At 35.6% G+C, this 14,083-nt stretch carries 14 protein-coding genes; 6 read left to right on the plus strand and 8 right to left on the minus strand.

Annotated features, from left to right (window positions below):
• Positions 1 to 78: 78 nt before the first annotated feature.
• The 3 genes from B0A80_RS06930 to B0A80_RS06940 all read right to left on the minus strand — a co-directional run bounded on the left by B0A80_RS06930 (position 79) and on the right by B0A80_RS06940 (position 3,256).
• A complete protein-coding gene (locus B0A80_RS06930) occupies positions 79 to 2,214 on the minus strand; it encodes a polyribonucleotide nucleotidyltransferase (protein WP_089076832.1) in 2,136 nt (711 codons plus the stop codon).
• 163 nt (positions 2,215 to 2,377) lie between these two features.
• Entirely contained in the window at positions 2,378 to 2,644 is a 267-nt protein-coding gene (gene rpsO / locus B0A80_RS06935) for a 30S ribosomal protein S15 (RefSeq protein ID WP_007804772.1), read from the minus strand.
• 156 nt (positions 2,645 to 2,800) lie between these two features.
• Positions 2,801 to 3,256 (minus strand): GAF domain-containing protein, encoded by a 456-nt coding sequence (locus B0A80_RS06940; RefSeq protein ID WP_089076833.1) that lies wholly within the window; start codon positions 3,254 to 3,256, stop codon positions 2,801 to 2,803.
• Positions 3,257 to 3,327: 71 nt separating this feature from the next.
• On the opposite strand from B0A80_RS06940, the gene xrtF reads away from it, so the two are divergent.
• The 6 genes from xrtF (at position 3,328) to B0A80_RS06970 (ending at position 8,149) form a co-directional block, all read left to right on the plus strand.
• Positions 3,328 to 3,864: an exosortase family protein XrtF gene (gene xrtF / locus B0A80_RS06945; RefSeq protein WP_089076834.1), complete on the plus strand. Its 537-nt coding sequence runs from the start codon at positions 3,328 to 3,330 to the stop codon at positions 3,862 to 3,864.
• The gene (locus B0A80_RS06950) at positions 3,854 to 4,300 is read left to right on the plus strand and encodes an exosortase F system-associated membrane protein (RefSeq protein ID WP_070905920.1); all 447 of its coding nucleotides are present in this window, start codon (positions 3,854 to 3,856) and stop codon (positions 4,298 to 4,300) included. Before xrtF ends, B0A80_RS06950 begins: the two co-directional genes overlap by 11 nt.
• 45 nt (positions 4,301 to 4,345) lie before the next feature.
• Positions 4,346 to 4,741 carry an HYC_CC_PP family protein gene (locus B0A80_RS06955; protein ID WP_070905918.1) on the plus strand — a complete coding sequence of 132 codons (396 nt, stop codon included), beginning with the start codon at positions 4,346 to 4,348 and terminating at the stop codon, positions 4,739 to 4,741.
• Between the two features lie 112 nt (positions 4,742 to 4,853).
• Complete coding sequence (locus tag B0A80_RS06960) at positions 4,854 to 6,860, plus strand: TonB-dependent receptor plug domain-containing protein (protein ID WP_089076835.1); 2,007 nt, start codon at positions 4,854 to 4,856, stop codon at positions 6,858 to 6,860.
• 137 nt (positions 6,861 to 6,997) lie between these two features.
• The gene (locus tag B0A80_RS06965) at positions 6,998 to 7,339 is read left to right on the plus strand and encodes a heavy-metal-associated domain-containing protein (RefSeq protein WP_017494824.1); all 342 of its coding nucleotides are present in this window, start codon (positions 6,998 to 7,000) and stop codon (positions 7,337 to 7,339) included.
• 129 nt (positions 7,340 to 7,468) lie between these two features.
• Positions 7,469 to 8,149, plus strand: a complete 681-nt coding sequence (locus B0A80_RS06970; protein WP_017494825.1) for a DedA family protein — start codon at positions 7,469 to 7,471, stop codon at positions 8,147 to 8,149.
• Positions 8,150 to 8,357: 208 nt separating this feature from the next.
• Here B0A80_RS06970 and rodA read toward each other — a convergent pair whose 3' ends face one another.
• The 5 genes from rodA to B0A80_RS06995 all read right to left on the minus strand — a co-directional run bounded on the left by rodA (position 8,358) and on the right by B0A80_RS06995 (position 14,030).
• Positions 8,358 to 9,593, minus strand: a complete 1,236-nt coding sequence (gene rodA / locus B0A80_RS06975) for a rod shape-determining protein RodA (RefSeq protein WP_070905914.1) — start codon at positions 9,591 to 9,593, stop codon at positions 8,358 to 8,360.
• A 15-nt stretch (positions 9,594 to 9,608) separates the two neighbouring features.
• Complete coding sequence (mrdA, locus tag B0A80_RS06980) at positions 9,609 to 11,573, minus strand: penicillin-binding protein 2 (RefSeq protein WP_089076836.1); 1,965 nt, start codon at positions 11,571 to 11,573, stop codon at positions 9,609 to 9,611.
• Positions 11,570 to 12,076, minus strand: a complete 507-nt coding sequence (locus B0A80_RS06985; RefSeq protein ID WP_026110182.1) for a hypothetical protein — start codon at positions 12,074 to 12,076, stop codon at positions 11,570 to 11,572. Before B0A80_RS06985 ends, mrdA begins: the two co-directional genes overlap by 4 nt.
• Positions 12,069 to 12,893 carry a rod shape-determining protein MreC gene (mreC, locus tag B0A80_RS06990; RefSeq protein ID WP_017498380.1) on the minus strand — a complete coding sequence of 275 codons (825 nt, stop codon included), beginning with the start codon at positions 12,891 to 12,893 and terminating at the stop codon, positions 12,069 to 12,071. Before mreC ends, B0A80_RS06985 begins: the two co-directional genes overlap by 8 nt.
• 108 nt (positions 12,894 to 13,001) lie before the next feature.
• Positions 13,002 to 14,030: a rod shape-determining protein gene (locus B0A80_RS06995; protein WP_017498379.1), complete on the minus strand. Its 1,029-nt coding sequence runs from the start codon at positions 14,028 to 14,030 to the stop codon at positions 13,002 to 13,004.
• Positions 14,031 to 14,083: the final 53 nt, after the last annotated feature.

Below are 14,083 nucleotides of genomic sequence, written 5' to 3' on the forward strand. Positions count from 1 at the left end.
CATAAAAACGAAAAACCCCAATTCAAATGCATGAATTGGGGTTTTCTATGAATAAACCTTTAGTAAACTAAGATCTGATTACTCTTTTTTCTCCTCACGTGGAGGTCTTTGTAAAAGCGCTTTTCTTGACACTTTTTCTTTTTTAGTTTTTGGATCAACACCTAAGTATTTCACTTGAAATACGTCACCCATGTTTACAACATCAGTTACGTTTTCAGTGCGTTCCCATGCTAATTCAGAAACGTGTAATAAAACTTCATTTCCTGGTGCAGCAGTATATTCTACCACAGCTCCAAAATCTAACATTTTAATTACTTTTACTTCGTAAGCTTCTCCCATTTGTGGTTTGAAAGTAATTGACTTAATTTTTGCCAATACCGCTTCAATTCCGGCAGGATCTGTACCCAAGATTTCAATTACACCTTGTTCGTCAACTTCGTTGATTACAATAGTAGTTCCCGTAGCTTTTTGTAATTCCTGAATTACTTTTCCACCAGGTCCGATTAATGCTCCAATAAAGTTTCCAGGAATAGTTCTGGTAATGATTTTTGGGGCATGTGCTTTAACGTCAGCTCTTGGTGTAGCAATAGTTTCAGTTAATTTACCTAAGATATGTAAACGTCCATCACGAGCCTGACTTAAAGCCTGCTCCATAATGTCGTAACGTAAACCGTCAATTTTGATATCCATTTGACAAGCAGTAATACCATCAGCAGTTCCGGTTACTTTAAAGTCCATGTCTCCTAAGTGATCTTCATCTCCTAAAATATCTGACAATACAGCAAATTTCTCACCATCAGTAATTAATCCCATAGCAATTCCGGAAACCGGTTTTACCATTTGAACTCCTGCATCCATTAAAGCCATTGTTCCCGCACAAACGGTTGCCATAGAAGAAGAACCGTTAGATTCTAATACTTCAGAAACAACACGAATAGTGTAAGGACAATCTGCCGGAATCATGTTTTTCAAAGCTCTCTGAGCTAAGTTACCGTGACCAACTTCTCTTCTTGAAGTTCCTCTTAGAGGTTTTGCTTCACCAGTTGAGAAAGGAGGGAAGTTGTAGTGTAAATAGAATTTCTCCTCACCTTGTTCAGATGGAGAATCAATTTGGTTTGCTTCTCTTGAAGTTCCTAGAGTTACTGTAGCCAACGCCTGAGTTTCTCCACGTGTAAACAATGAAGATCCGTGAACTCTTGGTAAGTAATCAGTTTCACACCAGATTGGTCTGATATCTGTTGTTTTTCTTCCGTCTAAACGAACGCCTAGTTCTAAAACTACATTACGAACAGCTTCTTTGTTTGTTTTGTAAAAGTATTTAGAAACTAAATCACCATCAGCAGCCAATTCTTCTTCAGTAAACAAAGCTTTTACTTCTTCTTTTACTTCAGCAAATGCAGCTCCTCTTTCGTGTTTAGCAGAACCAACTTTTGCAATAGCATAAATTTTATCGTATGCAGCAGCTTTTACTTTTTTGTAAATTTCTTCGTTTTCTTTCTCACCTTCGTAAGTACGAATTTCTTTTTTACCAAAAGCTTCCTGTAAACGGTATTGTGCCTGAATTTGAACTTTAATAGCTTCGTGAGCGAATTTAATGGCTTCGATCATTTCGGCTTCTGAAATTTCTTTCATCTCACCTTCAACCATTGCCACAGAATCCATAGAAGCTCCAATCATCATGTCGATATCAGATTTTTCTAATTCTTCTCTGCTTGGGTTGATGACCAATTTTCCGTCGATACGTGCAACACGTACTTCAGAAATTAAGTTATAAAAAGGGATATCTGAAACAGCTAACGCTGCAGATGCCGCTAAACCAGCTAAAGCGTCCGGCATAACCTCTTCGTCATGAGACATTAATTGAATCATAACCTGAGTTTCAGCATGGTAATCGTCTGGGAAAAGCGGACGTAAAACACGGTCAACTAATCTCATTGTCAATACTTCGCTATCACTTGGACGAGCTTCTCTTTTAAAGAAACCACCTGGAAAACGACCTGCTGCTGCAAATTTTTCGCGATAATCTACCGTTAAAGGTAAAAAATCAACGCCCGGGTTTGAAGTGCGAGCTGAAACTGCTGTTGCAAGAATCATCGTGTCGCCCATTCTTACTACTACAGAACCGTCTGCTTGTTTTGCTAAACGTCCTGTCTCGATTGTGATGCTTCTGCCATCACCTAAATCGATTTTTTCTACAAATAATTGTGGAATCATAATTTTTCCTTTTTGATTATACAATGGGTTTTAGTTGTGTTGTAGTTGTTGTTGTGTGTAGTTATTGTTCTAAAACCCAATGAAAAACCAAACTTTTTTTCTTATAAAATGCTTGTAATGTAAAAACAAAAAGAGGCACTCTCGCACCTCTTTTCTATATTGATTATTTTCTGATATTCAATACTTTGATAATCTCACGATATCTGTTGATCTCTTTCTTTTTCAAGTAGTCCAACAAAGCTCTTCTCTTACCTACTAATAGTACAAGTGAACGCTCAGTGTTGTAATCGTGACGATTTTTTTTCAAGTGTTCAGTTAAGTGTGAAATTCTGTAAGTGAACAATGCAATCTGACCTTCTGCGCTTCCAGTGTTTGTTGCACCACCGTGTTGTGCGAAAATCTCTTCTTTCTTTTCTTTAGTTAAATACATTCCAATATTGTTTAATGATTTTTATGTATGTCATACAACTTTTGTAAGACGGGTGCAAAATTAGAACTTTTTTCCGAGAAAATAAATTTTAATACTGAAAAAATTAAACATTTGGTATATATGTGCAATGTTTAACTTTTTGGAATATGATTTGGATTAAAATAATTTAGCAACTTCCTGATTTACGAATTCTAAAAATCGTTCGTCAGCTTCTGTAAACGGATCTATAACATGACTGTCGATATCAATCTGACCAATATTTACTCCATCAACAAATAACGGAACAACAATTTCAGATTTAACCGTAAAGCTGCAGGCAATATAATTGTCCTGCGCCGCAACATCCGGCACTACAAAATTGGCATTACTTTCGGCTACCTGACCGCAGATTCCTTTCCCGAAAGGAATAACCGTGTGATCTGTTTCAGCTCCGACATACGGGCCTAAGTGTAAGGTTTTGTTCTCGTGATTAGCAAAATAAAAACCAACCCAATTATAGTATTCGATATTCTCGTTTAATAACTGGCAGATTGCTAATAATTTTTCGTCTCTAACTAGTACGGTGTCAGAAACAATAGTGCTTATTTTTGGTTGTAATTCTTGAAATGTCATGATGTTAAGATTTTATACAAAAGTATTTAAAGCTAAACTCAAAAAATACATAAATTTGAAAAAAAATTTCGTTGAAAAAATATCTCATACAGTTTAAACCCTTCCTTATTTTTATAGGCACTTTTTTTGCTGCTTATATTGGACTCACCTTGTTATATAAGTTTTATCTAAACGGTTTTGGACCAAATGAAATCGATGGAATAACCAACACTGTAGGGCGAAATGTCGAACAATTGATGCAGGGGTTTAATTGTGATATCAAGATTCATAAAAGCCTTACTGATTCCTGGATGGAGGTTTGGTACAATAAGCACTATTCCGTTCGGATTGTTGAAGGCTGTAATGCGGTAAGCGTTATGATTTTGTTTGTTGCTTTTGTACTTGCTTTTTCCGGAAAGTTCAGAGCCACTTTGTTGTTTATAGTGTTTGGAATCTTCTCTATTTATGTTTTAAATGTAGCGAGAATTGCAATATTGGTTGTTTTATTGTTTCGTTTTCCGGAACAGGATCATTTCTTGCACGGAACTTTGTTTCCTTTGATTATTTATGGTTTCGTTTTTCTTTTGTGGATTATATGGGTAAACAAATTTTCGAAGTATGCTAAGTAGAATCCTGGAACATAAGTCCAAATTAATAATAGCGGTTGCGATTGTATTGTGTTTTGCAGTTATCAGAGCTTTTGAAAATCAGCTGTTCTATGATCCGTTTTTGGATTATTTTGACGGTGATTTTAAAAATTTGCCTTTTCCCGAGGTGAAAACTTTTACTCTTTTTCTGAATTTGTTACTCCGTTATGTACTGAACACTATTTTGTCTTTGGCATTGATCTATGTTTTGTTTCAGGATCGGGATATGCTTCAGTTTAGTTTGTTGCTGTATGTGTTTTTTGCTGTGATACTTTTGGGGATGTTTTTTGTCGTTCTTGAATGTTTTGCAGAAGGAAACTGGCTTCTTTTTTATGTGCGAAGGTTCATTATTCAGCCCATATTTGTGTTGTTATTTATTCCTGCATTTTATTATCAGCAGCAAAATTTAAAAAAATAATACTTTATTCAGTCTTTTCTGGAGTCTTTTAAATAATTTTGCAGTATGAAACTAAAAAAGTGTACCGGATTATTTTTGGCCTTCCTATTATTGGTCTCCAATATTGGGTTTGCTTTTGATGTGCACTATTGTGGCGGAGAGATTGCTTCGGTTTCATTGAATACAACAGCAGCAGCTCCGGAAAAGAATTGTTGCGGAACCTCTGAAAAAAAATCATCTTGCTGTAAAGACAAAGTAGTTCATTTTGAAAAGAAATCAGATGATGCTACCTTAAAGTTTTTCTTCTTTCAGTTTGCCTTTCCTATGGCAGTTCAGGAATATCAGCCGATTGCTTTCCTTGGAATTGTAAATTTCAAAAGCAATCAGGTTATTTCTTATTATTCGGATGCCAATGCACCTCCTTTATTTAAGTTGTATCACCAGTATATTTTTTATTCCTGATTTTAATGTTTAGATCCAGGCCTTTTTGGCTTGCGCTATGCTGTTTGTTTATTTCTCCTTTTGAAGAAATTCTATAGAAATAGCTTTCTATTTAACATTAAATCATTTTTTTATGCAAAAAAGTATACTGCTTTTTGTGGTATTTTTGCTATCCGTGTCTGCGTTTTCGCAAGAAGATCTGCAGGAAGTAAAAATCACAAAAAAGCAAAAAGGAATAAAAAAATCCTATACGCTTACATCCAATACTACTGTTATTACCAGCAAGGAGTTATTAAAAGCAGCCTGCTGTAACCTGGCCGAGAGTTTCGAAACAAATCCTTCGATTGATGTGAATTTTTCGGATGCTTTAACCGGAACCAAACAAATTAAAATGCTTGGCTTAACAAGCCCTTATTTATTAATCACCGAAGAGAATCTTCCTTCTGTACGCGGAGCTTCACAAGCTTACGGATTATCGTTTACCCCGGGAACATGGATCGAAAGTGTTCAGATTACAAAAGGAGCAGGGAGTGTTATCAATGGCTATGAGAGCATTTCCGGACAGATTAATACGGAACTTTTAAAACCATTAAACGACATTCCGTTTTTCTTAAATGCTTATGGCTCTACAGATGCCCGTTTTGAGTTGAATGCCCATTTTAATAGAAAACTGTCGGATAAATGGGCGACAAGTTTGTTTGTTCATGGTAATGCGCGTGTAGCAAAGAACGATATGAACGACGACGGTTTTTTGGATAATCCGTTGGGAAAACAGATTAATGTCATGAATCGTTACCAATATTACAATCCTGATAGCGGTTTAGTAAGTTTTATCAATTTCAGGTATATGAATGATAAAAAACAGACCGGAGAACTTGATTTTGATAAGGATACAGATCGCGGAACAAAAAATCACTGGGGTTCAGAAATCAACACAGAACGTTTTGATGTTTCTACAAAAATTGGATATGTCTTTAAAGATATGCCGTATCAAAGTATCGGTTTTCAGAATGCTTTTAATACCCATAATCAAAACTCTTACTTTGGACTGAGTCTTTATGATATCAGACAAAATAGTTATTATTCAAATTTAATTTTCAATTCGATTATTAACAATACAAAGCATAAGTTTTCTACGGGTTTAAATTTTGCCTACGATCAGTATCAGGAGTTTGTAAATGCAAATGATTACAGCCGAATTGATAATTCTGTTGGTGCATTTTTTGAGTATACTTATGACAATACCGATAATTTTAGTTTGATTTTAGGAGGCAGGGTAGACAATCACAATCGATTGGGGTTGTTTGTTACGCCACGTTTACACATGCGATACAATCCCTGGAAGTTTGGAGTGCTTCGTGTTTCTGCCGGAAGAGGGAAACGTTCGGCTAATATCTTTGCCGAAAATCAACAGCTTTTTGCGAGTTCCAGAACGTTTTCAATTTTAGATCAAGGTGGAAAAATTTATGGATTGAATCCGGAAATCGCATGGAATTATGGAGTGAGTTTTTCTCAGAAATTCCGTGTTTTTAATAAAAATGCTGAAGTTGGATTTGATTTCTATCGTACCGATTTTCAAAATCAGGCCGTTGTGGATTTGATGCAGAGTCCGCAGAATGTTTTGTTTTATAATCTGAAAGGAAGTTCGTTTGCCAATAGCTTTCAGCTGGAATTTAATTTCGAATTTATCCATAACCTGAATTTAAGAACAGCTTATAAGTATTACGACATTCAAACGGATTATCTGCGAGGAACTTTTCAGCGACCGTTACAGGCGAAGCATCGTTTTCTGGGGAATTTGGAATACGAAACTCAAGTAAATGATGGTAAGCAATGGAAATTTGATTATACATTTAACTGGTCCGGAAAACAACAATTGCCTTATACAGCATCAAATCCTATTGCGGATCAATTTCCAAATTTTTCACCTTCGTATGCGGTGATGAATGCTCAGGTAACGCGAATTTTTTCTTCTGTTTTTGAAGTATATGTAGGAGGGGAGAATATCGGAAATTACAAACAGCAAAAAGCCATTTTGGGAGCTTCAGATCCATTTGGTCCTAATTTTGATGCGTCTGTTGCGTATGCTCCTATTTTTGGGCAGATGTATTACGCGGGATTGCGTTTTAAGATAAAATAGAGGTAAAAATCTGAGATGTGAAATGTGAATTGTAAAATGTGAATTGTGGAAACACAAAAATTTTATGAAATCATCTTACATCTCACATAAAACATTTCACACATAACATAAAAAAATAACATTAAATAATAAACAAGATGAACAGAATAATTTTAATTGCACTGATAACCTTTTTAGGATTCTCAGCTCAGGCTCAAACTAAAAAGAATAAAAATTTAAAGTATACAACTGAGGTAAACGGTACTTGTGAGCAATGCAAAAAACGTATTGAAAAAGCTGCTTTTAGTGTTCCGGGTGTAAAATCGGCGGTTTGGGATATTAACACGCATCAGCTTGCGGTGATTTTGAACGAAGAAAAATCATCTACGGCAGATTTAAATGCCGTTATAGCTAAGGTAGGACATGATACTAAAGAGGTTAAAGCTACGGATGCTGATTATGATAATCTACATTCCTGCTGCAAATATGTAAGAGAATAAAAAACAAAAGAGCCCGGGTTTGTATCCGGGCTTTTAATAGTTAATTTATCTTTAAAATATGGCTTTTAATTGTGGTTGAAGCAAATTATTGTTAATTTCACCACCTTATAAATATAACCAAGCGCATTTATGAATAATTTTGATTGGACTCAATTAATCAACCCTGAATTTTATATAACATTAAGCATTGGAGGGGTTCAAATTGGTTTATTTATTGTTCTCTTTATAGTTTTTGCTGAAACAGGACTTTTTGCAGGATTTTTTCTCCCGGGAGACAGTTTACTTTTCTTAGCAGGTATCTACAGTCGTGACTTAATGCAGAATGTTGTTGATATACCAACAGATTTTCTTAATGTATTTATACTTTCGACTCTGGTTGCTATAATGGGAGTTTTAGGAAATATGACCGGATATTGGTTTGGTGCCAAAAGCGGTTATTATTTGTTTAAAAAAGAAGACTCTTTTTGGTTCAAGAAAAAATATTTATTGCAATCAAAAGACTTCTTTGAGAAATACGGTGGAAAAGCAATTATCTACGCACGTTTTCTTCCAATTTTCAGAACATTCGCGCCTATTGTGGCAGGAATAGTTTCGATGGATAAAAAGAAATTTATGTTCTTTAATGTTTTGAGTTCTTTCTTATGGTCGTTTATATTGATCTTCGCCGGACATTACCTGTATGGAGTGTTTTTGAAAGAAGGAATAGATTTAAAACATCACATCGAATACATCATTATTATAATTGTAATCATATCTACATTCCCTGTATTGATAAAACTCTTTAAAAAGAGACCAAGCGAAAAGATATAATTCAAATAAAATCTATAAAAAAGTCCGAAGCAATTAAGTTTCGGACTTTTTTTATGTAATATGTTTTTCTTTTGTGAAATGTAAAATGCGAGTCGTAAGATGTGAGAAATGAAATGCTACTTAAATATCAACTCCAGAAATCATTGAGCCTATGAACTAAAAAAACTTAGCATCTTAGCACCTCAGAAGCTTAGCACCTTTAAGAAAACTACCATTCATTTACCTTATTGGCATCCATTTTTAAGAAGATAAACAGTAAAATTGTGAATCCCCAGAGTCCGGAACCTCCATAAGAAAAGAAAGGCAAAGGAACCCCAATTGTTGGGAAAATTCCAATAACCATGGCAATGTTAACAAAGAAGTGTATAAACAAAATTCCGGCAACACAATACCCGTATACCCTGCTGAATTTTGTTTTTTGTCTTTCAGCAAGATAAATAACTCTCAGAAATAAACCGGCAAAAAGCAAGATTACCACTAGAGATCCTGCAAAACCCCATTCTTCACCAACAGTTGTGAAGATGTAATCGGTGTGTTGTTCAGGAACGAATCCTCCTTTGGTTTGAGTTCCTTCAAGGAAACCTTTTCCAATCCATCCCCCGGATCCAATAGCAATTTCAGATTGATTGGTGTTGTATCCAATACCTTTCATGTCAACACTTTTTCCTAATAAGATATTAAAACGGTCACGGTGGTGCTGTTTAAAAACATTATCGAAAACATAATCTACAGAGAAAACAAAAGCGGACATAACAGCTAAAAGAATACCGCTTAAGATAATATTTCTATCAACCACCCTGCCTTTGAAATGTATGATCGTTAAAACTCCTAAGGCAATTAAAATAACCACATAAGGTTCCAGAACGAGTGTTAATACAAATAATAGAATGGTAATGAATCCAGTCCATACGTACCAGGATGGTAGTCCTTCTCTATACAGAACAATGATGAAAATACTATAAATTAAAGCACTTCCCGGATCGGGTTGAGGTAAAATTAATAATACAGGTGAAAATACAATAGCCAAAGCCTGAAGCTGCCTGTTAGTGTCTTTTAGGTTGATTTGTGTGTCACTTAAATATTTGGCCAATGCCAATGAAGTGGCTGCTTTGGCAAACTCAGATGGCTGCAAAGTGAAGCTGCCAATAGCGTACCAACATCTTTGCCCGGCAATAGTTTTTCCGAATAAGAACAAACCGGCTAAGGACAAAAGTGAAACGCCAAAAATAATAGTCGCATATTTCTCGTAGAACTTTCCATCTACAAAAAGCACCACAAAAATCAGAGGAATGGTACATCCGATAAAGATTAATTGCTTTTGGTAAGTTCCTTCGGTTGATAATAAAGAGGAAGAATAGATGTTCAGCCACCCTAATATCACCAACGAAATGTAGATAAAAACGCTTATCCAGTCAATGTTATTTTTTACACTTTGATTTTTCATTTGAAATAATCTTTGTTAGTTCTTTTTAGTGGTGTCTGATACTGTTTTTTTAACTTCTGCTTTAGGTGTCACCGGTTTAACGGGAACAATTTTAGCTTTTAAAAGAGAATCTTTTGGTGTAGATTCAATGGCACTGGCTTCGTTCATACCGCCCAGTTTTGCATACTCGCTGGCTAAGCTTTTGTTTAAAACCCTTGTTTCTAAATCGGTCCTGGTAATTTTATGTCTCAGATATTTTTCGATCATTAAACTGGCAATCGGACCCGCAACAGTTGCTCCAAATCCTCCATTTTCAATCATAATTGCAATTGCAATTTTTGGATTATCCTTTGGTGCAAAAGCCACAAATATAGAGTGATCTTTAAGCTGTGTTCTTTTACCGTTAATTTTTGCAAAATTTTCTGCCGTACCAGTTTTTCCGCAAATATCAATGCCTTCTACCCTAAGGGCGTAAGCTGTTCCTTTGTTATACACATCAAACAAACCGCTTATGACTGGCGGGAAATATTTTTGGTCAATTGTGGTAACATGTTTAGTGGTGAATTTTGCATCAATTTTCTTTCCTTCGATCTTTTTAATGATGTGAGGGGTGTAATAGTATCCCTGATTGGCGACAGTTGCCATCATATTGGCTAGTTGGATTGGAGTCATTAAAACTTCTCCCTGGCCAATAGCATTTGATACGATGGTTGTACTTCTCCAGCCTCCGTTAGGATAAATTCTTTTATATGTTTTTGATGTTGGGATATTTCCTCTTTTACCTGTTGGAAGGTCATAGCCCATAAATTGTCCCAAGCCGAAACTTTTAATATGATCGCTCCACACATCTACCGCCTTAGCAGGATTGTTATACTTGTTAATGGTTAGCATGTAAGATTGTGCAAAATAGGTGTTACAGGAATTGTAAATCCCATTGTGTAATTGATGAGGACCAAAACCGTGGCATTTCATAAAACGGCCTCTACCATAGCTAAATCCATGGTGGCACATAAAAGTGGTCTGCTCGTTGATAACACCTTCCTGTAAAGCAACCAGACCGGTAAGAATTTTAAACGGAGAACCGGGAGGGTACTCTGCTAAAAGTCCTCTGTCGTATAATGGTTTTGCAATCGAATCGTGATATAAAAGGGTGTAATTTTTAGATCGTTGTCTTCCAACTAAAATTCCGGGATCATAAGAAGGAGCTGTTACTAATGCTAAAATCTCCCCACTTTTAGGTTCGATAGCGACAATTCCTCCTCTTTTATTGATCATTAACTCTTCTCCGTATTTTTGAAGCTCGGCATCAATTGTTAAGTTGATGTCTTCTCCCGCTACGGCGATAGTATCGTATCTACCCTCTTTGTAAGAGCCAATTTCTCTATTGTATTTGTCTTTCTGAATGTATTTTACACCTTTAATACCTCTAAGGATGTCTTCGTAGCTTTCTTCAACACCTTGTTTTCCAATTAAATCTCCACTATTGTAGTAAGGGTTTTTGGCAATTTGTCGTTCGTTTACCTGTGTGATAAAGCCAAAGATGTTGGCACCGTAATCTACTTCATAGTCACGAAGAGAACGCTTTTGAAAATAAAAGCCTTCATATTTTCGAATTTTTTCCTGAAAAGCGGCGAATTCATTTTTGTTCAGCTGTGCTAAAAATACCGAAGGCAGTCTTGGGCTGTATACCTTAGCCTTGGCAATTCTTTTATCGTACTCTTCTCTGGTAATGTTTAATAAAGTACAGAATTCAGGAATATTAAGGTCTTCTTTGATTTCTCTCGGAATCACCATGATGTCATAAGAAGCCTGATTGGCAACCAATAATTTTCCATGTCGATCATAAATATAACCTCTTTCCGGATAGTCATACTTTTTCTTTATGGCATTATTTTCGGATTTTAACTTAAACGAATCATCGATAATCTGCAAATAAAAGATCCTGATCACTAGCAAGGATGCTGCAATAATAATTAAAGAGGGCAGCAAAACTTTTCTCATCGTTTATTAGGCTTAATAAGGTAAATTATGATAATTGAGGTGATTATGGTAAAGATCGAACTAAATAAAGTTCGAAGCAAAACGTCCAGAATAAATTTAAACTGAAAAGCTTCGAGAATAAATAACACGATGTGGTGTAATACAACAGAAACTAAAATAAATGAAAACCGTTCGGGAGTTAAGGAATCATTCAGTTTAATAGTTTGATATTCATAACTAAGTCCAAACGAGAATTTAAAAATATAAGGTCTGTAATAAGCCAGTACAAGACAGGCTGCTGCATGAATTCCTCCCGAATTACAAAACATGTCCATAATAATTCCAAGTAAGAAGCTGGATACAATCAAACCTGTTCGGTTGCTGTTTACCGGATACAAAATAATGTACAAGATATATGGGAAGGGACTTATGTACCCTAAAAAATTCATATTATTGAAAATAACAACCTGAATTGCTAGTAACATAATAAATCGAAAAATATTGAGTAACAAAGCGCTATTCATTTTTCTCCTTGTTTTCTAAATTAATAAGTTCTTCTCTGTCCTTGCTCTTGATGATGTATACGTGTCCCAAGTTGGTCATATCGTTAAACAGTTTAACATTTATAACGTAGTAACTTGTGTTTTTCTCAATATAGATCTTGTCAACCGTTCCAATGTTGATTCCTTCAGGGAAAATTACCGATTGTCCTCCGGTTACGATGGTGTCACCTTTTCTGATGGAAGCTAATCTCGGAACATCTTTTAGCTGTGCAAATCCGGTGCTTTTACCGTCCCAGGTCAATGATCCAAAATGATTTGATTTTTTAATCTTGGCATTGATTTGAGATTTTGTATTCAAAATACTTACGACAGTCGCATATCTTGGTGATGTGTCATCAATAATACCAATAATTCCTAAGCTATTGATTACCCCCATATCCGGTTTAACGCCATCGTTTGCCCCTGAGTTAAGCGTGATGAAGTTTTCATGTGTGTTATAGGAGTTGTGAATTACTTTTGAAACAATAATATCCGCAGGTTTAACTCCTTTTACACTGTCTGCCAAAGGTAGTTTTGTGGTGTCTTGTTTGTTGAATAATAGACTTTTTAATCTTGCGTTTTCAAGTACAAGTTCGTCATTTTCAGTTCTTAAATTTAAATATTCATTTACGCGATTGATTCTTTCATAAACACCTCCGCTTAGAAAATTGGCCGAACTGATTATTTTGCTTCTGTGGTAAGAATGAGACTGAACTGTGAGTGCCAACGAAATACCTAAAAGCAGCAAAAACAGCAATCGATTACTGTTTCTTATAATGAAATTAAAAATTTGCTGCATTTCTTGTGTGGTTATTTTGTTTCAGGATATGCTTTTGGTTTCAAATTTAATCAGAGCCAAATGTTTAAATTTGGCTCCGAGAAAATATATTGATTGTTATTATGGATCTTATTTGATTAAGATACTTTTGAACTTTGTAATGTTTTTAAGTGCCATTCCGGTTCCACGAACAACAGCTCTTAACGGGTCTTCAGCAATATAAACAGGTAAATCTGTTTTTTGCGAAATACGTTTGTCAAGACCTCTTAACATCGACCCACCACCAGCTAAATAAATACCTGTGTTGTAGATATCGGCTGCTAATTCCGGCGGAGTCTGAGATAATGTTTCCATTACCGCATCTTCAATACGCTGAATCGATTTGTCAAGTGCTTTTGCAATTTCACGGTAAGAAACATCTACTTGTTTTGGTTTCCCTGTAAGTAAGTCTCTACCCTGAACTGACATGTCTTCCGGTGGTCCGTCTAAATCTTCGATTGCGGCACCAATTTGAATTTTTATTTTCTCTGCAGTACTTTCTCCAACAAAAAGGTTGTGTTGCGTACGCATGTAATAAACAATATCATTTGTGAAAACGTCACCTGCAATTTTTACAGATTTGTCACACACAATTCCACCTAATGCGATAACGGCAATTTCTGTAGTACCACCTCCAATATCAACAATCATGTTTCCTTTTGGCTGCATGATATCGATACCAATACCAATCGCTGCTGCCATTGGCTCGTGAATTAAGTAAACTTCTTTTCCGTTTACTCTCTCACAAGATTCTTTTACCGCTCTCATCTCCACTTCGGTAATACCGGATGGAATACAAACCACCATTCTTAAAGCCGGAGTAAACATGCGTTTTTTTAATGCCGGAATACTTTTGATGAACATGTTGATCATCTTTTCCGAAGCGTCAAAATCAGCAATTACACCGTCTTTCAAAGGCCTTATGGTCTTGATGTTTTCATGCGTTTTACCTTGCATCATATTGGCTTCCTTACCAACAGCAATGATTTTGCCTGATATTCTATCACGTGCAACGATCGATGGACTATCAATAACAACTTTATCATTATGTATGATTAAAGTGTTTGCGGTACCAAGGTCTATCGCAATATCCTCGGTCATGAAATCAAAAAATCCCATAAGTTTTTTAGGGGTTTAAAATGTTATAAATTATTTTGAACAAAGTTAAACAA

The organism is Flavobacterium tructae, from assembly GCF_002217475.1.
Lineage (GTDB): Bacteria > Bacteroidota > Bacteroidia > Flavobacteriales > Flavobacteriaceae > Flavobacterium > Flavobacterium tructae.